The sequence below is a fragment of the Acerihabitans arboris genome (genome assembly GCF_010131535.1).
Lineage (GTDB): Bacteria > Pseudomonadota > Gammaproteobacteria > Enterobacterales > Enterobacteriaceae > Acerihabitans > Acerihabitans arboris.
In genome coordinates, this window is the sequence record NZ_WUBS01000003.1 from 164,170 (window position 1) to 185,355 (window position 21,186).

Sequence of the window (21,186 nt, forward strand, 5' to 3'; positions counted from 1 at the left end):
ACCAAAATAACAAATAGTCAATTTACCGCTACGTGATTCAGGAGCATTGTGATGAGCCAAGTTTATCCGGTTATTAAACTCAATCCCAAAGACGATGTTGTCATTGCCCGCGGCCCGATCCAGGCCGGCACCCTGCTGCAGCACGAGCGGCTTACCGTGCTGACGGCTATCCCCGAGGGGCATAAAATCGCGCTGCGCGATATCAAGGCGGGTGAAGCCGTTAAGCGCTACGGCCAGATCATCGGCTTTGCTTCACAGCCGATCGCCAAAGGGGAACATATCCATACCCATAACCTGGGCATGGGCGACTTCGCCCGCGATTATGCCTACGGTGAAGATACCGTCGAGCTTGTTCCCGCCGCAACGCAGGACACTTTCATGGGGATCCGCCGCGCCGGCGGACGTGTCGCGACCCGCAATTTTATCGGCATATTAACCAGCGTGAACTGCAGCGCCACCGTGGCGCGCGCTATCGAAGATCATTATAAAAAAACCGGCCTGGAAGAGTATCCGAACGTCGACGGCGTGGTCGCGCTGCCGCAGAGCTTCGGGTGCGCCATTGGTTTCGACAGCGAAGCGATGGTGGTGATGCGCCGCACGCTGAGCGGTTATGCGCGTCATGTTAATTTTGCCGGCGTCATTATTATCGGCCTGGGATGTGAATCCAATCAAATCAAGGATTTGATCAGGGTTGAGCAGCTGGAGGAAGGCCCGTCATTGCATACCATGACCATCCAGGAAAGCGGCGGGACGCGCAAAACCATCGATAAAGGCATAACGCTGATCGACGGCATGCTGGCAACCGCCAATCAGGTCAAACGCGAGCCGGTGCCGGTGGCGGAACTTATCCTGGCGCTGGAATGCGGCGGCTCCGACAGTTATTCGGGCATCTCCGCCAATCCGGTGCTGGGGTATGCCGTCGATAAAATCGTCCAGCAGGGCGGCAGCGCCATTCTCTCGGAAACGTCGGAAATCTACGGCGCGGAACATTTATTGACCCGGCGGGCCGTTTCGCCGGAGGTGGGCAAGAAGCTTATCGCGCGTATTGCATGGTGGGAAGATTACTGCCGCAGGACCCACAGTGAAATGAACAATAATCCGTCAGCGGGAAATAAAACCGGCGGGCTCACCACCGTGCTGGAAAAATCCCTCGGCGGCATCGCCAAAGGCGGCACCACCAATTTAGTCGAGGTCTATGAATATGCCGAACCCGTTACGGCTAAGGGACTGGTATTTATGGATACCCCCGGCTATGACCCCATTGCGGTGACCGGCCAGATTGCCGGCGGCGCCAACGTACTGTGTTTTACCACCGGCCGCGGTTCCGCCTTTGGCAGTAAGCCCACGCCTTGTTTAAAACTGGCGACCAATAATACGTTATGGCGACGGCAGGAAGAGGATATGGACCTTAACTGCGGTAATGTCGTCGACGGCACGGAAAGCATCGCCGAGGTGGGCGAACGGCTTTACAGCATGATCCTGGACATGGCTTCGGGTAAAAAAACCAAAAGCGAGCAGTTCGGCTATGGCAGCGCGGAATTTGTCCCGTGGAATATCGGTTCGATTATGTAATCAGTCGACGGTAATCTTCCCTACAAAATAGATTAATAAAAAGCCATATAACCTATATATGGTTTAGGTAACCATTATGTCTAATAACATAACAAATAATTACAGCAACTACGGCAAGCCCACCAACGTCAGATGGCGGATATTCCTTATCCTGTTATTATTGGGCGCGATTAACTATATGGATCGAACGTCCCTGGCGATTGCCATGCCGCATATTGTTCAAGAGTTTAATATCCAGGATGCCGTGGTGGTCGGCTTACTTCATAGCACCTTTTTTTGGGCCTATGCCCTGATGCAGCTGCCAAGCGGGGTCATGGCGGACCGCTTTAAAGCGCGTATCATTATCGCCTGGGCCACTATCATCTGGGGGATGTTCCAGGCGCTGGGCGCCTTATGCCATACCACGGCACTGCTGGCGCTGACCCGGGTCGGCCTGGGTATCTCGGAATCGCCCATCATGCCGGCCGGGGCCAAGCTCATGGGCACCTGGCTAACCCCGACCGAGCGTGGACGCGGCTCCATGCTGCTTGACGGCGGCGCGGCGCTGGGCACCGCCATGGGCGCGATTGTCCTGACCTGGCTCATCGCGGTATTCGGCTCGTGGCGCATGGCGTTTATTATTGCCGGCGTCGCGACCGTGCTTGCCGGCTTATTAGCCTATTGGTATATCCGCACCTACCCGCATGAACATCCGAAAATCAACCAGGCCGAACTGGATCATATCGTCGCCGGCAATCCATCCGCAGCCGTTGCCGGTAAAAAATATACTTTCGCGGAGATAAAACCTTATTTTAAACAACGCAACACCCTGGCGCTTATCGGCGGATGGATTTGCTACAGCACGGTGTTTTATGGCTTGATGACCTGGCTGCCGCTTTATTTTCAAAAAACCTATGGTTTTGATATCAAATCAATGGGCGGGGCCATGGCGATCATTTTTTTATGCTGCTTTGCCGGCCAGCTCACCGGCGGCTACATTATGGACCGCTGGCGCAATAGCGGCGGGGATACCAACAAGGTACTGCATACCATGCTGGCTATTTCAGCCATCACCGCCGGGGCAGGCATTTTCCTTTGCGCCAACAGCACCAATCCAGTCATGGCGGTAATCCTGCTCGCCGTGGCGATGTTTCCATTACGCTGGGCAAGCGTTTACTGGTCCATCCCTTCACTGCTCGGCGCGCAAAAGGTCGCGGGAACCCTTTGTGGCGCGATGAATTTCAGCAGCAATCTTTCCGCGGCGATCATCCCCATCTTTATCGGTTTTCTGGTACAGGTCACTGGAAATTATTATGCCGCAATGATGTTCTTTGCCGCCGCGGCGGTAGGTTATCTGCTCTGCTCGCTGGCCATTAATTTCGATAAAAAAATCGGCAGTGAACAGATGAGCCTGGAGGCTGAGGTGGAAGCGGCCAGATAACGATAAACCCCGGCACATCGCGACTTAACGCAGCCCTGATTTTCACAGACCCAATACGGTGGTATTAAATGAATATTGAAAAGTTTAAAGGTGTTTTCCCGCCCGTCCCGACCATTGTCGACGATAAAGGACATCTGGATGAGGCCGGTATGGCAACGCTGCTGGATCATGTTATTACCAGCGGCGCCAATGGCATTTTGGTTCTGGGCAGCGGCGGCGAATTTTGCCATATGTCCCATGAAACCCGGCTGGCGGTAGCCGAATTTTGTGTCGACTACGTCGACGGCCGGGTACCGGTGTTACTCGGCATCGCCGCGCCGGGAACCGCCGAAACCATTGGGTATGGCCAACATGCCGCCGCGGTGGGGGCCGATGCGGTACTGGTGGTCAACCCTTACTATGCGCAGCTGAATAGCGATTATCTTTACCATCACTACCGCACTATCGCGGAATCAATCCCGTTACCGGTATTCCTGTATAACTTCCCCGCCCTCACCGGGCAAGATATCGGCCTGGAGGTAATCGCCAGGCTGGCGCGCGACGTGCCCAATATCATCGGCATAAAAGATACCATCGATAACATCAGCCATACCCGCGAAGTCATTAATCTGGTGCATGGCTTCAGGCCGGACTTTATTATCTTCTCCGGATATGACGAATATATGCTGGATACGCTTATCCTGGGCGGGCATGGCGGTATTCCGGCCACCTTTAACTTTGCGCCGGAAGTCACCGGCGGCATCTATGATGCGTTTATCAAAAAGGACTATGAAAGAGCGTTCTCCCTGCAACGCCGCCTGGCCAAACTCTCGCCGCTTTATGCGCTGGAAACGCCATTTTTCGGGGTCATCAAGGAAGCAGTCAAAGCCAGCGGCGTGGATATCTCCACCGAGGTCATAGCTCCCGCCAGAAAATTATCGCCGGAGAAGACCCATCTGGTAAAAGAAATTCTTCATGGCACCAGGTAGGCGCGACCGCGGCCGCCATTGCCAGGAATCTGCCAGCCGGCGACGCCGGCCGACATAAGGCCAGGGGTGGCAATGACCTTGTCTTGTACGAATGGGCGGGCGCACGCGGAGCCTTGGCACACGCCCGCCCGCTTGCGCCATCATCCCGTTACTGGCGCGGCGGTCCGGTATTCGGCTCATTCGCCTTATTGGGATCCTTGCGTTCTACCGTCGACAGCTGCTTGCGCAGTTCCTTCACCTGTTTCGCGCTGACCGGCGGCGCGTTATTGCCCCAGCCGCTGCGAACAAAGCTAAGCAAATCCGCCACCTGCCGGTCATCCAGCCGCCAGGCGAAATCCGGCATGGTCAATCCGGTGACGGCATCTTTGGTGACCGCCATCTTGCCGCCGCGCAGCACGATGCTGACCAACGAAGAAGGATCGTCGCTCAGCACCGCCGGGTTATGCGCCAGCGCCGGGAACGTTTTGGCATAGCCTTTGCCGTCAATACGATGGCAGGCGGCGCAGTTGTCCATATATTCCTGCGCCCCCGGCTTACCCATATCGCCTTTAACCAGCGCCGCGGAGGTGGCGTCATCCTCCCTGGGAACCGCCGCATGGGGATCCGAGGATTTGATCGATTTCAGATAGACCGCCATCGCCCGCAAATCCGCATCGCTCAGGTGTTGCGTGCTGTGTTCGACCACGTCGGTCATGGCACCAAAGGCCGCGCTGGAGTCGGTGCGCCCGGTTTTCAGGAACATCACCAGCTCATCCGCGGACCAGCGACCCAGGCCATCGTTGGCATTGCCGGTAAGGTCGGGCGCGTGCCACCCCTCCAGCGTGCCGCCGGACAGGTAGGCGTCGTCGGACTGATCCAGCGCCTTCTCCTGGAACGCGAGGCCGCGCGGCGTGTGGCAGGTGCCGCAATGCTCCAGCCCCTGCACCAGATAGGCTCCCCGATTCCACTCGGCGTTTTGTCCCTTGTCCGGCCGGAACGCGTCGTCATCATGGAATACCCAGTTCCAGGCCGCCAGCGGCCAGCGCATATTGAGCGGCCAGGGAATATCGCTGTCGCGATTGGGCTGCTTGACCGCCGGCACCTGTCGCATAAAGAAGTCATACAGCGCGCGCATGTCTTCATCATTAATCTTGGCAAACGACGTGTAGGGCATGGCCGGATAGAGGTGATGACCATCTTTCGCCACCCCTTCACGCACGGCTTTGGCGAAATCCTCATAGCGGTAGTCGCCAATACCGGTGTCTTTATCCGGCGTGATATTGGTGGAATAAATGGCCCCTACCGGGGTGTTCATCTTCAGCCCGCCGGCAAACGGCCGGCCGCCGGCGGTGGTATGGCAGGCCACGCAGTCGCCGGCGGTTGCCAGATATTGTCCTGTGCTGACCGGTTGGCCGTCGGCGGCCGCAGCGGCCGCGGCCGGCAGCAGCGCCAGGGCGATAAAAGGCAGTACCGCATTCCATCGAAATTTCATCTCGGTTCCTTCCCTGTCAAGCCTGGACCAGCGGTCCGGGGTTAGCCAAATACTGCGTAAGGATCGCATGCGCGGCAAATAGCGTAGTGCCGCCGACGATACCGGTCGGGTTATACGACAGGTTTTGCGGGAAGCAGCAGGCCCCCAGCACGAACACGTTGGGCACATCCCAGCTTTGCAGGTATTTGTTAACCACGCTGGTCTTGGGGTTGTCGCCCATCACCGCGCCGCCGGTGGTATGGGTGGACTGATAGGGACGCACATCGTAGTGGGCGTTCATGCCTTTAAAGCCCATTTCGTAATGCTTGGGTCCAATGGCCTTGGCGATCCCTTCCGCCTTGCCGGCGATGAAGTTGGTCATCTTGAGTTCGTTCCGCTGCCAGTCGAAGGTCATGCGCAGCAGCGGTTGTCCGTGATGATCTTTATAGGTGGGGTCAAGATCGAGATAACACTGTTTGTAAGGCATCACCGATCCGGAAGAGCCGATGCTCATGGTATGCAGGTAGCTCTCCTTGATCGCTTTTTTCCAGCCGGTGCCCCATTTAGGCGCTTTATTGGAAATGCTCATCTGCTGGACTGGCCGCCCGCCGGTAATAGTGGCGGAAATGGTGGCTCCGCCGACAAATCCCAGACCGCTGTGGTCAAAGTTTTCCGCATTAAAATCGTCGATAAACGTCCCGGTGGCGCCGGTTGCGGCGAAGGGATTAAAATTGGTGTCCGGGTCGAAGAACAACGAGACGCCGCCATTCATCTGGTAGGCATAGTTACGCCCGACCACGCCTTCGCCGGTGGCCGGATCGTAGGGTTTACCGATGTTCGATAACAGCAGCAGACGCACATTGTGCAATTGGAAAGCGCTCAGCACCACCAGGCTGGCGGGCTGCTCAACTTCCTGGCCATTGGCGTCGATATAGGTAACGCCGGTCGCTTGGGCGCCGGTGGAATCGGTATTGACGCGCAGCACCTGGGACTGGGTGCGCAGCTCAAAGTTTTTATACTGGTAGAGCGCCGGCAGCACGCAGCTCTGCGGCGACGCCTTGGCGTAATTAAAGCAGCCGAACCGTTCGCAGAAACCGCAGTAGTTGCACACGCCTAACTGCACGCCATAGGGGTTGGTATAAGGTTCGCTGCACAGCGCCGCCGGCAGCGGGAACGGATGATAGCCCAGCTCTTTTGCCGCTTTTTCGAACAGCATACCGGAGTACTGCTGTTTAAGCGGTTTGGTCGGATAGTGATTCTGCCGCGGGGCCTCAAAGGGATTGCCGCCGGCTATCTTTTCGCCGTTAAGATTGCCGGCATGTCCGGCGGTACCGCAGATTTTCTCGAATTTATCGAAAAAAGGCTCCATTTCGGCGGAGGTAAACGGATAGTCCTGCACCGTCATATCCTGCGGAATAAAATCCGCGCCGTAGCGCTCAATCACGGTGCTGCGCATCTTGAGATCGGCCTCGAGCGGACGCCACAGCATGCCGTTCCAGTGCACGCCGGCGCCGCCCACGCCGTCACCCGGCAGGAAGGAGCCAAAACGGCGATACGGCAGCGCGCTTTCGTTGCCGGAGTGACGGACGGTCACCGTTTCTTTTGACGCATTTTGAAACAGCTTCAAACGAATACCGTAGGTCAGTTCATCAATAATGCGCGGATAGGCAAAATCGGGATAGGTGTCGCGCTGCTCGCCGCGCTCCAGCGCCACTATCTTCAGGCCGGTTCCGGCCAGCTCCATCGCCATAAGCGAACCGGTCCAGCCGAAACCGACGATAACGATATCCACCGGGTCTTTTTTAATCGCCACGTTCAGACGCTCCTCTTCCCTGAAATACTGACCGGCCCTAACGGATAGGGTTTATTGGGGTTATCCATCGTTTGCTGGTAATCGGCGCGCGCGCCCGGGAAACCAATCAGTTTCCACGAGGCCAACGTTTGATTGCCACCGTGCATGGGATCGGCCAGGTAGCCCTCTTTGGTGTTGTCCAGCAGTTGGGCGAAAAACAAGGTGCCGGGCACATTGTCAAACGTCAGCTTGCCGCCTTCCAGTTGGCGCAGCAGGTCATCCTGCTGTTCCTGGCCAAGGTCGGCAAAGACCTGTTGAAACTGCCGCCGGCAATGGCCGTTCAGGGCCTGGATACCGCGGCGATAGGTGTCACGAGGCGCCAGCTGTGATTGATAACCCAGTTCCGGCGCGGCCTCGGCAAAGGGAGGCTGCATGTACCACAGATGACCGTAGCCGTAGGGTAATTCCATCTGCTTATCGATATAGACCGGCACCCCTTCGCCCACCGCGCCCGGCCCGTATTCATCGGACGGAATCAAACGATCGGTGGCGGCCAGGATAAAGCGCCATTCGTCGTTATTAAAGAAAGTGGGAACGTAGTGGGCGGAAATGCCTTCGGATTTGGGCGTGGCGGCCGGACTTGCCAGGGAAACCACGCTGCTTCCGGCAACCGCCAACGGAATAATCGACAACGTTTTTTGCAAAAAACGCCGTCTTGAGGGGATCCCCTCGTTGTTTTGCTTGCTCATAAAATTTCCATCAGGTGTCGTAATATATGCGCTGGCGCCGGCCGCGGGAATGCGGCAGCGCCGGGCACTAATAATTATTTGTATGATAATTTTAAGCGTAGAATATGCTGAATTCTTGTTAGTTCAAGTTAAAAAAATGTTAACTTATGTAAGCAGCAACCACCGTTACTGGTAACAATTTTCATTAAATTAATTTAATAGATTGATTTTTAGGGTTATTAGGTTCACACGTAGATATGACGTTTGGTTATATCAATAGATATGTTTTGTGATAATGATCACAAATAATACGATGTGGCATCGCGCCGCCGCCAAATTACCCGGACCCGCCGGGCCAGCCCGGTCAGCAGGCCGCCGGAGCGCCTGCTGACCGGTTGAACAAGATAAAAGCTACATTACGGGATCATGCGCTGAGGATACCGATTCCAGGGAGCTAACGGATTCATAGCTTGCCAGGCGGCTAAACGAGACCTTACTTAAGTCGAGGTTCCCCGAATCAGGTAACGCGCCTGCCGGCTCTTTAAGCGCCGCTCCGCCCGGCAACCCGCCGGTGGCGCCTTCAAGCACCGGGCCGTCCGGCAACCCGCCGGTGGCGCCTTCAATCACCGGGCTGTCCGGCAACCCGCCGGTTGCTCCTGCGATAATCGAGCCGGCGATCCCGCCGGCAGTGGAACCGGTCTTCGCGCCACCGGTTATTCCCCCGATAATCGAACCGTTCGGAAGACCCCCATCCGCTAATATACCGCCGGGAAACAGGCCTCCGGTTAATAATCCTCCCGCCTGCAGGGCGCCGGGCAGCAGCGTTTCGATTAACCCAGCCAACGGGGTATTGGCGATATACAGCTTTAATGTCGACGGCAGGTTGGCAGGCAAAGCGGACAGCTGGCTATTGCTGGCCTGGAGGGTCCGCAAGCCCGCGGGTAACTGCGCGGGCAGACTGCTCAGCATCGTATTATTGACAAATAGGGTGTGCATTCCCGAGGGCAAATTATCCGGCAGACTCTCCAAAGGCGCATATTCTAGATACAAAGAACCCAGGCCCGCCGGCAGATTATCCGGCAGGCTGGTCAGGTTGGTGCCGCCGGCAAACAGGACCTGCAGCTGTGCGGGCAGGTTTGCCGGCAGGCTGTCGATAGGTACGTTATTCAGATTAAGCGTCTTTAATCCCGAAGGAAGATTGTCAGGCAGCGCCGACAGCCTGGTGCCGCTGAGATAAAGGTTTTTCAACTCGGGCGGCAGCTGGTCCGGCAGGCTGCCGAGGGGGGTGTTATCCATGTCCAGCTCGTGTAAACCCGATGGCAGGTTTTCCGGCAGGGAAGTGAAGGCGTTGCCGCTGGCTTTTAGCAGGACCAGGCCCGGCGGCAGGTTATCCGGCAGGCTAGATAGATTCAGGCAATTCAGGTTCAGGTAGGTCGAGCCGCGCTGCAGGCAATCCTTCAAATTGATTGCGGCCTTGTCGCGGTGTTCCGAACCGCCGTCCAAGGCCTGCCTGGCCCAATCGTCCCATTCATCAAATAATGTTTCATTTTGGTCAAATCCATTTGGTATGCTCGATTGAAGACCGGCGGATGAGATTGCGGGGATATCCATATATTTCCTCGTTTAAGTGCGGCAAAATTGGCACTGAAGAACGCTCAGATGTGGTTGTGTCCAGCGGCGTGCCCGCCGGGAAAATGCACCGCCCGGCGGCCCGAAACGGCGCCGGGAGATGCCCGCTGGCGGTTAACGTCGCTAAACACAACAAGCTTAGATAGGAATTCGGGGAGGGGTTAAGTCATTATGCTTAAAGAGATAATGACCATCGTTAAGCACGGGCGACGGTGTTGGCGTCAAGCACGCCGTGGATAGCGGCCTCCAGTTCGTTGATGTCGAATTTTGCCACATAGGCGTCGGCGCCCACCTTGCGGACGTGATCTTCATTGGCGCTGCCGGACAGCGAGGAATGGATGATAACGGGGATATTCTTCAGGAATTCATCGCGTTTGATATTCAACGTCAGGGTAAAACCATCCATCTCGGGCATTTCCAAATCGGTTAATACAAACGCGATTTTATCCGAGACCGGCCTGCCCTCCGCCTTCGCCTCCGCCGCCATCCTGGTGATGTTATTCCATGCCTCCAGACCGGTGATATGCATCACGGCCGGAATAGCCATCATCTCCAGGCCTTGTTCGAGCATCGAACGGGCGACTTTCGAATCCTCCGCCACGATGGCGACCGCGCCGGGTGTTAAATCAAACGCCGTCGTTTTGTCGCTGTCCATCTTGACCGTGCGGTTGGCCGGCATGATGTCATACAGAATCTGCTCGACATCCAGTACCAACGCCAGCCTGTTGCCGACATTAGCCTGGTCCAGGCGGGCGATGCTGGTGATATTACGGCTCCTGACGCCGGACTCGGCGGCCAGCACCTGGCTCCATTCCAGACGGACGATATCGTCGACGGATTCCACGGCAAAAGCCTGGGTGCTGCGCGCATACTCGGTCACCAGCAGGATATTTAATCCGGTCTTCGGCGTACAGCCCACGATGGCCGGCAGATCGATCACCGGAATAATCTCCCCGCGAATATTCGCCATGCCCATCATCGGCGAGGCCATGCCCGCAAACGTGGTCAGCGACGGCATCGGCGCGATTTCACGCAGCTTGAACACATTGATGCCGTACAGCTCGGACTGTTCGTCAACCCGTGAGGTTCCCAGGCGGAACAGCAGCAGTTCAAACCTGTTTGAGGAGGTGAGATTAGTCCTCTCCTCCACCTCTTTCTGAAAATTATCCATACTTTCCCCAAGGCGAATGCTTATTGAAGTGCGAGAACACGGCGTTATTAGTGATTCGGAAAATAAGGAATAACATAACGGATCTGGTTATCGGCCATTGGCGGAAAATACTTAATGCGTCGGCTCCGGGCTGAAGGTTAATTATTCACGGTAACAATATCCCATAGCCCAATGGGTAGCGTCGTCAGGGCCGGGATGCGTCCAGGCCGGCGCGCCAGACGACCGGGAACGCCGGGCAATCCATGACCGCGCCGTCTCGCGGGGCGTCATGGAGCGGCGCAGGCGGCGACATCTTTCCGCGGCGATAGCGAAAGACGGCGTCGTCACCGGTCCATCGGGTTGATAATACCCGGCGCGGCGTAGCTTGGAAATTGCCGGCCGCGCCGTGCAGGGTCAGCCCATGGAACACCAGGCAGTCGCCGGGCTCCAGCGCCCAGCCGATAATACGATAGTCGCCGCGCCGGGCTTCAATATCGGGAAGGATCTCCCAGCGTTCATCGTCGCCATCGCGCAGCTGGCCGGTGGCAAACCACTGCGGCCGGAACCATTTACCCCAACGGTGCGAGCCGGCGACAAACTCCAGCGCGGTTTCGCGCGTAACGCTGTCAACGGGCAGCCACAGGGTGCAGAAGTCGTCGCCATCCACCGGGCTGTAAGGCTGATCCTGATGCCAGAGCGTGCGCTGGGATGCGCCGGGCATTTTGGACAAGACATGATCGTGCAGGAAATTAATTTTGCCGGACCCCAACAGCATGGCCGCTATCTCTTTGGCGGGCGATTCAAAGGCGAATGTTTCAATGGGGGCAATGCGCCGCCAGTTATCGCTATCCTGGAAAAACGTTTTCGTATCCGGATCGCTATATCGTCCATGATCGCTCGGCTGCGCCATATTTTCCAGTATGCCCTGCTCCACGATATCCAGCCATTGGCGAGTAAAGGCCTGGCGAATAATAATGGCGCCGTCGCGCTGGAATGCGTCTTTATCCTGTGGTGTAATTTCAAACATTTTGCCTCCCGTCTGGACGCAGCGCATGGCGTGGCGTGGCGCACGCCGTCGTGCCTGAACACGGCGTTCCGGCCCGCTTAACGCGGATGCGCGGCAATCAATGATACCCGCTGCGGCACTGACTTTTGATGCATAGGGATAAGCCGGCTATCGCGATCAAAAAGCCAGGCATTATTTATGCCGCGAGCCGGCCGTTGATTTCACACTTTTTCGGGATTCCAGCGGCCGGGGAATTCCTGTCCGCCGAGCTGGCGATTATAAAACATGCCTAAATACCAGGGAAAATACTGGTAGGACCAGGCGCACAGGCGGTTACCGTATTTCAGGAAAGCCCGGAGAAGTTCCTGGATTTCTTCTTTGCTTTCCGCCGCGGCCACCGCTTCGCGTAACATACCCGCATATTCCTCCAGTTTATATAAACCACTGACGCCTAAATAACTGGAATAAGGCACGTCAAATTCATTTAGCGTCTTGCTAAAATCGCTAACCGATAAAGTATTGCTCAGGGTCAATAACGGATACATGGTGTACATGATGTAGTCTCGCACCATGCCGTTAGCGAAATCCCAGGCGGTAAAATATTGGCCGTAGGTGCCCGTGGATTCCACCCGTCCCAAACGTATGTCGCGCAAATCCTCAGGCTCGGTTAGCTGGATCCGGTCGGCTTCCGCCAAAAAGCGTTTTGCCACCTCCGAATGGGTCGCCTGGGCGCGCGGCATCCCCGGGTGGGACTGTTTATCATGGGCGGAAACCTCAACAAAAATTTGGTCCTTTTGCCAGAACAGGTTATTCCATACCGATTTGCCCACCCCCGGCAATAAATGGCAATATTCCTCCAGCACCTGTCCCAATACCGGCTGGGCCAGCGGCTCCAGGCCGACGCCGTACTGAATGGACATTTTATTACCCGTCGACTGGGAATAACGCAGCCGTCCCACCGGGCAGTCGGTGATCATTTCACGATGGTGCACCGGCGCGCTGCTGACAATCGGCGTCCAGGCATACATGGAGGCGCCGGACACCACCGGATGCGCCTGGAGCACTTTAAACGGCAGGTGTTGCCAGAATTCTTCACACAGCTCGGGGTTTTTTTCATCATTTAATTCGGCGACCACGGTAACGCCCAGGTCAGGCCAGCTTATATCAATTAAACGTCCCATCTTTATTCCTCTTTTGTCGAAAATAAATTGCCTGTTACTTATCGCCAGGCAATGTTTACATTTTATGCAGCACCTTATTCAGGAACACTTGCGCCCTGGAGTTTTCCGGTGAACTGAATATTTTTTGCGGCGGGCCCTGCTCGATAATTTCGCCGCCGTCCATAATTACCACCCGGTCGGCAACATTCCTGGCAAATTCCATTTCATGGGTGACCACAATCATGGTCATGCCCTGCGACGCCAAATCCTGCATGACGCCCAGCACTTCACCGATCATCTCGGGATCGAGCGCGCTGGTGGGTTCATCAAATAGCATGACGTCCGGGTTCATCGCCAGCGCGCGCGCAATCGCAACGCGCTGCTGTTGCCCGCCGGATAATTGCGACGGGTAATAGGTTAATTTATCCGCCAGTCCGACCCTGGCCAATAATTCCGCGGCTTTGCGCCGCGCCTCTTTTTTATCCATCCGCAGGACGCTGACCGGCGCTTCCATGACATTTTCTATAGCCGTCATATGGGCAAACAGGTTAAAGCGCTGGAAGACCATGCCGATTCGCCGGCGCAGCATGGAGATATTTTTATCGCTATCTTCCTTCATACGGCCATTTTTCATGCGGTAGCCCATCAGTGCGCCGCCGACATGGATAGTGCCCTGCTGTATTTTCTCCAGACGATTAATACAACGGATAAGCGTCGTTTTACCTGAACCCGAAGGGCCGATAATTACCAGCGTTTCGCCGGTCTTAACCGTCAATGACACATTACGCAATACCGGCATGTCGCCATAGAATTTCATTATTTCATGACAGACCACTGCGTCGGGTTTTGAATCTGATGGGTTAGCGCTCATCGGCAAGTTCCGCCAGTTGATGTAATGATTTTCCGGGACGCCGTTTTACGCTACCCGCGGTTAAATGCCTGCTGAGGTTTTTTTCCAGTAGCATCTGGATTGCTGTCCAGCCCGCCGTCAACAGCAAATAATAAATCGATATACCGAGATAAACCTCAAATGTCATAAAAGTGGCGGCTTGCAACTGTTCCGCCACGCGAAACATTTCCGATACCCCGATAATACTTAACAGCGCCGTCGTCTTGAGCATATTATTAAATTGATTGCCCAGGGCCGGGACGATCACCGGAATAGTCTGCGGCAAGATAATCCGCCGCATCAATAACCGAGGCGGCATGCCGAGCGCTTTGGCCGCCTCGGCCTGGCCGCTGTCAATGGAGATAATGCCGGCGCGCGTAATCTCGCTCATATAAGCCGCCTCGTGCAGGCCGAAGGACACTATGCCGGCCACCACGGCGCCGGAAATCTGTAGCGTTCCCAACGGCATGACGGCGGGAAAAATATCAAAGCCGAGCAAATAAGGCAGGCCGAAATAAATAAGCACCAATTGCACCAATACCGGCGTACCGCGAAAGAACCATATATAAAGTTGATTAAAGGCTTTTAATATCCACAAGCGGCTCATTCCCGCCATTGCCAACATTATCCCTAATACCGTCCCGATAAGCTGGGATACAATAGCGGAAATAATGGTTAACAATAGTCCCTGAAATAATACAGCCTGGGGATGAAATACAAAATTCAGGAAGAAGTCCGTATTGAACTGCAAATGAATATGATTTAGCAAGGTTTGCTCCTTACCGCCTGACTGCCCGGGCGCGGTTAATCACAGGGGTGTTGGCTATCGCACAGGGTCACGCCGTTTTCGATACCCCATTTTTTGACGATTTTCGACATCTCGCCGGACGTATTCAGATCATCCCTGCCGGCCTGAATCGCCTGATGCAGGGCGGTATTGTTTTTGAGCATGGCCACCACCCAGGTTTTCGCCGGCACCGGCATATCGACGGTTTGGAATTTATCCTTGGCCTTCGACATATAATAATTGATCACCACCGTATCGCCGACCATGGCATCGGCGCGTCCCAGCATCAAATCATGGAAAGCGGCGACGTTGGTGCCCAAGGACACCAGGGTAACGGCCGGTTTGCCTTCGCTGACCAGCTTCTCGCTAATCTGCCTGACCACCGACTCGTTCCGGCTGCCCATTAACGCCGCCACGCGCCTGCCCGAGAGATCTTCGAACGACGCCAGATGCAGCGGATTGCCCTTTACCACCAGCAGGCCGGATTTGACGCGCCAGTAATCCACCAGTCCGTAACGCTGCGCGCGCTCCGGCGTTTTCCCCAGGCTCGCCATGACCAGATCGCATTTACCGGTATCCAGGGCGGCAAAGATGCCCGAAAACTGATAATTATCGATACGGCTCTTAACGCCCATTACCGAGCCCAGCGCATTCATGATATCCACCGCGGCGCCGCTAGGCGTCTTGCCATCGTCGGCCATGCCTTCCGCCGGCGGATTTTCCAGATCGGAGCAGAAGGTCAGTTGCCCTTTCGCCTTGATGTCCGCCGGCGCGGCGATCGCGGCAAAAGACCAATGCGGCGCGATACCCAACGACATGCTCAAGACGGTACCGATAAAAAAGCGTTTTTTATTCACCCTGCTCTCCCGACAAATTGGCTGATGTTGATATAACGTCGTTTCACGCGAATCACATCCAGGCTGTTAACAACTCTTTAACCCGATGAAAATGAACATACAGCCAGCGAAACCGGTCGTCAAGTTATGTATATACAAATAAGATTATTATATGGCTATTTTTTAGGCAAAATATTTTCAATGTTTATTAAGTATCTGAATAAATTGGTTTAAACATAAATTTAATAGCATGTACATTATATGGTTAATGTATCGACAATTAATGAGTGCAGTGTCGGTGCGGCAAGCGACGCGGGCAAAAGACCTATCGTCGTGTAAAGATCGGGAACTGACGATGCCCAGGCGAGGCGCCGGGGCATCAGGGAAGAATCTGCGGGGTCGATAAGGCGTTGCCGGCAGGGAATCCGCCGCGGCAGCGCGGGTCACACCGGCGTGGGGGTATCCCGCTGTACGTTGGCCGGGCTGGGTCCGAACCGCACTAAAAAGCGATGCCGCTCGCCGGGATAAATCAGGCGCACAAAGGTAATCAATTCGCCCGACAGCCAGGTACGGCGAGCGATGGAAATGCATGCCGTGCCGGGCGATACCGATAACTGCCGCGACAGCACGTCATCAGCGGAAATCGCGCGCAGCGAATGCTCGCCTTCCGACCAGGGGACATTACTCAATAACCAGCTGCCCGGCGGCATATCAAGAAACTCCTCGTCCGCCGCCTCCGGCACCACCGCCAGATTAATCTGGCGCGCCTCGAGGGCGAAAGGCAGGTTATCGGCATAATGCATCACATCAATGCATAACATGCGCGCGTTAACCGGGATGCCGATATGTTCCGCCTCGACCGCATCCGTAATGGTACGAATGCCGCGCGACAGCAGCGTGAAGCTGTACATGCTATCGCTGGCCAGGACCTCGGCGCGAATATCCTGGATGGCGAGCAGCGGCTCTTCCGCCCGCGGCATGGCGACAAAGGAGCCTTTCCTACGCTTGCGCACGATCATGCCGGCCGCCACCAGCGTCGAGAGCGCTTTATTTACCGTCATCCGGGAACATTGGTAGACCACCATCAATTCCTGTTCGGTCGGGACCCGATCGCCGGGGTGCCATTCATTGCTGAGGATTTTGTTTTTGATATCGTTCTGGATGCCCTGGTGGATCGGCAGGGGTTTAACCCTGGCACGTTTGGCGATAAGCGGACTGGGCTGGGGTTCGGGCTGAAGCGGCTGATTTAGTGACTCATTTTTCTTCATAATAAAGATTTTCCCAAAGTTGAAGCATTTAAGTATATACAAAACACAAGTCGAAATCGCGCTGGATCCCCCGCCGGCGGGTTTCGGTTGCCGGGGTAAGCTCCATCGACAGGTTACCCACCTCCTCCGCCCCTGTGAAGGCGTAATTTTCCATTTCCTGTCACGTTCCCGCCGGGTGGCCGATATCGTTTTTTCTTATTTATTTATCGCCCGCACTTATGTATATACAAATACCCCAGAACCGGCAATTATCGGACTTTTTAGCGGTTAAACACATTAATTTACTGTTTTTATGGCTATTTATCATAGGATATTCATATGGATATTGATGCATTAAACGACAAAATAATATTTACAACACGGCCTTTTATTATATTGTATATACCAATACATGGCAAATATGCTGCCTTTTTTCACCGGCACCGGCGGACGCGGCGCATAGCAAAGGTAATGCTGATGATTAGAGTTGGGGTTGATATCGGGGGAACCTTCACCGATTTTGTCGTCTGGCGCAGCGGCGGCCAGCCGGCGCCGTTGTACTGTTTTAAGGTGCCCTCCACGCCGCCCCATTTTGCCGACGGCTTTCAACAGGGATTCGAGCGGATGCTGGCGGAACTGGCCGTGGCGCCCGACGAGCCGGTGGTGGTGATGCATGGCACCACCGTCAGCACCAATGCGGTGATAGAGCGCTCACAACCGCCGGTCGCCCTGTTCGTCACCCAGGGGTTCCGCGATATTCTTGAATTGCAGCGCCTGCGTCTGCTCGACCCCACCAACTTGCGCGGTTGCCGCGGCCTGCCGTTGATTGAGCGGCATCAGGTTTTTGAGATACGCCAGCGCACGGCGGCGGATGGCGGCATTATCGAGGCGCTGTCTGCGGATTCAGTGGCCAGGGCGGTGGCGCAGGTGCGTGACGCGGGCATCGGCAGTATCGCCGTCGCGTTTATCAACAGCTATCAGGATCCGCAGCATGAGCAGCGCGCCCGCGAGCTGATCAAGGCGCTCGATGCGGGATTGGATGTCTGCCTGTCCAGCGAGGTATGGCCCCGGCCCGGCGAATACGAGCGGGCGGTGAATGCGTTGCTGAATGTGTATGTTAAACCGCGCATGTCCTCATATCTGCAGCAAATTGAACGCTATCTGGCCAGCCGCCTGCGGCATGTCCAGCTGTTTATTACCCGTTCCAACGGCGGAGCCATGTCCGCGCGGGAGGCGCGCCATTTTCCGGTGCATACCCTGCTTTCCGGTCCCGCTTCCGGGGTGACGGCGGCGCAGTTGATTACCCGCGCGGCGCCTGAGCGGCATTACCTGACGATGGATATGGGCGGCACCAGCACCGATATTTCCCTGATCCGCGCCGGCACGCCGTCGGTGGTGGAGCAGACCGAAATCGGCGATTTTCCCCTGACCATGCCGGTTACCGGCATCGAGGCGATAGGCGCGGGCGGCGGCTCCATCGGCCGTTTTGACGGACCGGTGTTCCGCGTCGGCCCAAAAAGCGCAGGCGCCTGGCCCGGCCCCGCCTGTTTCGCGCGCGGCGGCACGCAGCCCACCGTTACCGACGCCTATTTATTATGCGGTTACCTGGACGCCGCCACCTTTCTCGGCGGCGATATGGTGCTCGACCCGGCGGCGGCGCGCGCCGCCTTCGCGCCGCTGGCCGGGCGGATGGAAAAAACCACCGCCGGCGCGGCCAGCGCCGCCATTACCATCGCCACCTCGAACATGGTCGCCAGCGTATTGCCTTACCTGGCCCGTCACGGCGTCGATCCGCAGGATGTCATGCTGGTGGCCTTCGGCGGCAACGGCGCCATCCACGGCCCCCTGCTGGCGGCGGAAATCGGTATTCCACAGGTTATCATTCCCAATAATCCGTCGGTATTTTGCGCCGTGGGCGGCGTGGTCGCCGAGCTGACGCACGACACCGTGGCCATTGTCCAGCAGGGCGCGATGGATACGGATCGTTTGCAACGAACATTTGCCTCGCTTGAGGCCCAGGCCCGGGCCTGGCTGGCGCGCCAGACCGATCCCGCCAACGTTATCGCCATCGTCGTGGAGTATTGGGCGGATATCCGCTATCGCGGCCAGTCCTTCCAAATCCCGGTAAGGATTGAGGCTCCAGCGCCCGACCTCATCACCACCGGCATGGCCATAGACGCGTTCCATACCGAGCATTTACGGCTGCATACCCATGCCGATAGCCAGGCCGCCGTTGAATTTATCGAACTGCGGGCGCGGGTGCGCGGCGCGCTGGCCGCGCCCGGGGGCAACGCGTCGGCGCGGTTGGACGGCAGGGGCGCGCCGCGCCCCTGCGGCTACCGTCGGCTGCGCATCGGCGCCGTCTCCTTTGATGATTGCCCGGTCTATGACCGCGCCGGCCTGGGCGCCGACGCCCGCGTGGCCGGTCCCTGCATCATCAGCCAGAGCGACGCAACCCTGCTGGTTCCCCCTTCGTTTACGGCGCGGGTGCATGCCGGCGGTGAAATTATCCTGACGCAGGAGCATTGATTGTGGATCCGATTCAAACGGTCATTATGCATAATCGCTTCAACGCCATCGTTGAAGAAGCGTCCGTCACCCTTTATCGCACCGCCCATACGACTTTCGTCAAACTGGTACAGGATTTCCAATGCGGGCTGGCGACGCCGGAAGGCGAAATGTTCGCCTACCCCAGCCACTATGGCGTCAACGCCTTTATCGGCCTGCCGATCGCCGGCGGACTGCACGGCATCGGCGTGGAAAACCTGGAGCCGGGGGACTGTATTATCACCAACGACCCCTTCAGCACCGACGGGATGGTGACGCATATCATGGATGTCTCCATGCTGCGGCCGATTTTTGTCGGCGATGAGCTGGTCGCCCTGGCGTGGTCGTTCGTGCATGCCTCCGATATCGGCGGCGCGGTGCCGGGCAGTATTTCCCCGGCGTTTACCGAAGTATTCCAGGAAGGGCTGCGCGTCAGGCCGACCAAACTGTATAAACGCGGGCAGCTGGATATCGCCATCCGCAATATCTTTATTGATAACAGCCGTATCGCCGACGAGTTATGGGGCGACTTCCAGGCCATGATTTCGGCGCTGGCCAGTATGGATAAGCGACTGAACCAGTTATGCCAACGCTATGGCGTGGCGGCGGTGCGCGAGGGCATGGAAGCGTCGATGGCCCTGGCCGATGCCAAAACCCGCCAGGTTATCCGCCAGATCCCCAACGGGGATTATGCTTTTTCCGACTATGTCGAAGGCATGGGCGAGGGGGATTTTATCCATATCCACGCCGTGATGCGCGTGAGCGACGAACGTATCGTTTTTGACTTCAGCGGCACCGATCCGCAGGTGGCGGCGGCGTTTAATTACGTCACCGGCGCGCGCGCCCATCCTTACACGCTGCAGGCGTTTATCTACTATATCCTGACCCGGGAACCGGAAGCGCCGCGCAACGCGGGCCTGCTGCGCGCCCTGGAGGTTATCGCCCCCCGGGGAACGGTGCTCAACGCCGAGTTCCCGGCGGCCGGCGGTTCGCGCGTTACCACCAGCACCCGCGTTTATGATGTGATTCTGGGCTGCCTTAACGCCGCCCTGGCCGACGGCATTACGGCCGCCGGCCCGGGCATGTCGGGGGTGATTGTGGTCTCCGCCAAGGATCCCAACGGCGAGGGTAACCGCGTCAGCGTAATCAATCCGTTATGCGGCGGCGGCGGCGGACGTTTCGGCGCCGACGGCACCGATGGCGTGGATTCACGTTCGGGTTATCTGCGCACCGTGCCCGCCGAGATCATCGAGGCCGAGACGGTAATGCGGGTAAAACGTTACGGCCTGGTCACCGACAGCCAGGCGCCCGGTTGCTGGCAAAGCGGCGCCGCCATCGCCCTGGAGCTGGAAAATACCGGCCCGGAGGCGGTGATGACGGTACGCGGCATGAATCGCTTCTATTTCCAGTCCTGGGGAGCGCGGGGCGGGCAATGCGGCCATCTGGGATCCGTGGTGCTCAATCCCGGCACGGATGATGAACGTAATCTCGGCAAAATTGATGTCCTGAAAATGAAGCGCCACGACGTGGTGCGCCTCACGTCGCCGTCGGGAGGCGGGTTTGGCGATCCCTATACGCGCGACCCGGGCCAGGTGGCCCATGATGTGCGGCGCGGCCTGGTTTCCTCCTTCAACGCCAGGGCCGGCTATGGCGTGGTGGCGGATGAACTGGGCCGGCTTGACGCCGATGCTACCGCACGGCTGCGCGCCGGGCATAGCGCCGCGCACGGCCTGTTCACCATGGGGAGCTCGCGCGATCGTCTCGACATCGTCTGGCCACGGGAAATCAGGGCCGCGCTGGCCATGCATTTAATGCAACAAGAGCGCGGCATTCGCCAGCCGCTCCGGCTGGCGGTGATTAAACGCCTGACGGCGGAAAACCAACCGGTCAGCCTGCCGATGATGGTCAAGGCTATCGAGGAAGAATTGCTCTATATCAAAATGCACTGATTTCCCTATCGCTCCGTTCTCTCATACTGGAGATCCACCATGTGTCATGTACCAAG

The 21,186-nt window shown here is 56.9% G+C and carries 16 protein-coding genes; 5 read left to right on the plus strand and 11 right to left on the minus strand.

Annotation, left to right across the window (positions count from 1 at the left end):
- Positions 1-51: 51 nt before the first annotated feature.
- From GRH90_RS05100 to GRH90_RS05110, 3 genes are all read left to right on the plus strand, one after another.
- Positions 52-1,572, plus strand: a complete 1,521-nt coding sequence (locus tag GRH90_RS05100; protein ID WP_162364819.1) for a D-arabinonate dehydratase — start codon at positions 52-54, stop codon at positions 1,570-1,572.
- Positions 1,573-1,648: 76 nt separating this feature from the next.
- Entirely contained in the window at positions 1,649-2,992 is a 1,344-nt protein-coding gene (locus GRH90_RS05105; RefSeq protein ID WP_162364820.1) for an MFS transporter, read from the plus strand.
- Positions 2,993-3,060: 68 nt separating this feature from the next.
- Positions 3,061-3,960 carry a dihydrodipicolinate synthase family protein gene (locus GRH90_RS05110; RefSeq protein ID WP_162364821.1) on the plus strand — a complete coding sequence of 300 codons (900 nt, stop codon included), beginning with the start codon at positions 3,061-3,063 and terminating at the stop codon, positions 3,958-3,960.
- Between the two features lie 148 nt (positions 3,961-4,108).
- Here the strand turns inward: GRH90_RS05110 and GRH90_RS05115 are convergent, their stop codons facing one another.
- From GRH90_RS05115 to hutC, 11 genes are all read right to left on the minus strand, one after another.
- A complete protein-coding gene (locus GRH90_RS05115; RefSeq protein ID WP_162364823.1) occupies positions 4,109-5,431 on the minus strand; it encodes a c-type cytochrome in 1,323 nt (440 codons plus the stop codon).
- 16 nt (positions 5,432-5,447) lie between these two features.
- Entirely contained in the window at positions 5,448-7,223 is a 1,776-nt protein-coding gene (locus tag GRH90_RS05120) for a GMC family oxidoreductase (protein ID WP_376766061.1), read from the minus strand.
- Positions 7,224-7,225: 2 nt separating this feature from the next.
- On the minus strand, positions 7,226-7,951 hold the full coding sequence (locus GRH90_RS05125; protein WP_162364824.1) for a gluconate 2-dehydrogenase subunit 3 family protein: 726 nt from the start codon (positions 7,949-7,951) through the stop codon (positions 7,226-7,228).
- Between the two features lie 390 nt (positions 7,952-8,341).
- Positions 8,342-9,541 carry a leucine-rich repeat domain-containing protein gene (locus GRH90_RS05130; RefSeq protein ID WP_162364825.1) on the minus strand — a complete coding sequence of 400 codons (1,200 nt, stop codon included), beginning with the start codon at positions 9,539-9,541 and terminating at the stop codon, positions 8,342-8,344.
- A gap of 214 nt (positions 9,542-9,755) precedes the next feature.
- Entirely contained in the window at positions 9,756-10,730 is a 975-nt protein-coding gene (locus GRH90_RS05135; protein WP_162364826.1) for a chemotaxis protein, read from the minus strand.
- 184 nt (positions 10,731-10,914) lie between these two features.
- Entirely contained in the window at positions 10,915-11,736 is an 822-nt protein-coding gene (locus tag GRH90_RS05140) for a phytanoyl-CoA dioxygenase family protein (protein ID WP_162364827.1), read from the minus strand.
- A gap of 200 nt (positions 11,737-11,936) precedes the next feature.
- Positions 11,937-12,896, minus strand: a complete 960-nt coding sequence (locus GRH90_RS05145; protein ID WP_162364828.1) for a cucumopine synthase-related protein — start codon at positions 12,894-12,896, stop codon at positions 11,937-11,939.
- Positions 12,897-12,951: 55 nt separating this feature from the next.
- Positions 12,952-13,692: an amino acid ABC transporter ATP-binding protein gene (locus GRH90_RS05150; RefSeq protein ID WP_281352713.1), complete on the minus strand. Its 741-nt coding sequence runs from the start codon at positions 13,690-13,692 to the stop codon at positions 12,952-12,954.
- Between the two features lie 43 nt (positions 13,693-13,735).
- A complete protein-coding gene (locus GRH90_RS05155; protein ID WP_178113017.1) occupies positions 13,736-14,533 on the minus strand; it encodes an amino acid ABC transporter permease in 798 nt (265 codons plus the stop codon).
- Positions 14,534-14,568: 35 nt separating this feature from the next.
- The gene (locus GRH90_RS05160; RefSeq protein WP_218586215.1) at positions 14,569-15,408 is read right to left on the minus strand and encodes an ABC transporter substrate-binding protein; all 840 of its coding nucleotides are present in this window, start codon (positions 15,406-15,408) and stop codon (positions 14,569-14,571) included.
- 422 nt (positions 15,409-15,830) lie between these two features.
- The gene (hutC, locus tag GRH90_RS05165; RefSeq protein WP_162364830.1) at positions 15,831-16,655 is read right to left on the minus strand and encodes a histidine utilization transcriptional repressor HutC; all 825 of its coding nucleotides are present in this window, start codon (positions 16,653-16,655) and stop codon (positions 15,831-15,833) included.
- 456 nt (positions 16,656-17,111) lie between these two features.
- Here hutC and GRH90_RS05170 point away from each other — a divergent pair, with 456 nt between their 5' ends.
- Both GRH90_RS05170 and GRH90_RS05175 read left to right on the plus strand, forming a co-directional pair.
- Positions 17,112-19,163, plus strand: a complete 2,052-nt coding sequence (locus GRH90_RS05170) for a hydantoinase/oxoprolinase family protein (protein WP_162364831.1) — start codon at positions 17,112-17,114, stop codon at positions 19,161-19,163.
- Positions 19,164-19,165: 2 nt separating this feature from the next.
- Positions 19,166-21,130, plus strand: a complete 1,965-nt coding sequence (locus GRH90_RS05175; protein WP_218586216.1) for a hydantoinase B/oxoprolinase family protein — start codon at positions 19,166-19,168, stop codon at positions 21,128-21,130.
- Positions 21,131-21,186: the final 56 nt, after the last annotated feature.

Excerpts from the sequence above, each read along its gene's own strand:
- GRH90_RS05105 (WP_162364820.1), top strand. The coding sequence starts at position 1,649 with ATGTCTAATAACATAACAAATAATTACAGCAACTACGGCAAGCCCACC.
- GRH90_RS05145 (WP_162364828.1), bottom strand. The coding sequence starts at position 12,896 with ATGGGACGTTTAATTGATATAAGCTGGCCTGACCTGGGCGTTACCGTG.
- GRH90_RS05170 (WP_162364831.1), top strand. The coding sequence starts at position 17,112 with ATGATTAGAGTTGGGGTTGATATCGGGGGAACCTTCACCGATTTTGTC.
- GRH90_RS05115 (WP_162364823.1), bottom strand. The coding sequence starts at position 5,431 with ATGAAATTTCGATGGAATGCGGTACTGCCTTTTATCGCCCTGGCGCTG.
- GRH90_RS05100 (WP_162364819.1), top strand. The coding sequence starts at position 52 with ATGAGCCAAGTTTATCCGGTTATTAAACTCAATCCCAAAGACGATGTT.
- GRH90_RS05140 (WP_162364827.1), bottom strand. The coding sequence starts at position 11,736 with ATGTTTGAAATTACACCACAGGATAAAGACGCATTCCAGCGCGACGGC.
- hutC (WP_162364830.1), bottom strand. The coding sequence starts at position 16,655 with ATGAAGAAAAATGAGTCACTAAATCAGCCGCTTCAGCCCGAACCCCAG.
- GRH90_RS05110 (WP_162364821.1), top strand. The coding sequence starts at position 3,061 with ATGAATATTGAAAAGTTTAAAGGTGTTTTCCCGCCCGTCCCGACCATT.
- GRH90_RS05130 (WP_162364825.1), bottom strand. The coding sequence starts at position 9,541 with ATGGATATCCCCGCAATCTCATCCGCCGGTCTTCAATCGAGCATACCA.
- GRH90_RS05125 (WP_162364824.1), bottom strand. The coding sequence starts at position 7,951 with ATGAGCAAGCAAAACAACGAGGGGATCCCCTCAAGACGGCGTTTTTTG.
- GRH90_RS05150 (WP_281352713.1), bottom strand. The coding sequence starts at position 13,692 with ATGAAATTCTATGGCGACATGCCGGTATTGCGTAATGTGTCATTGACG.
- GRH90_RS05135 (WP_162364826.1), bottom strand. The coding sequence starts at position 10,730 with ATGGATAATTTTCAGAAAGAGGTGGAGGAGAGGACTAATCTCACCTCC.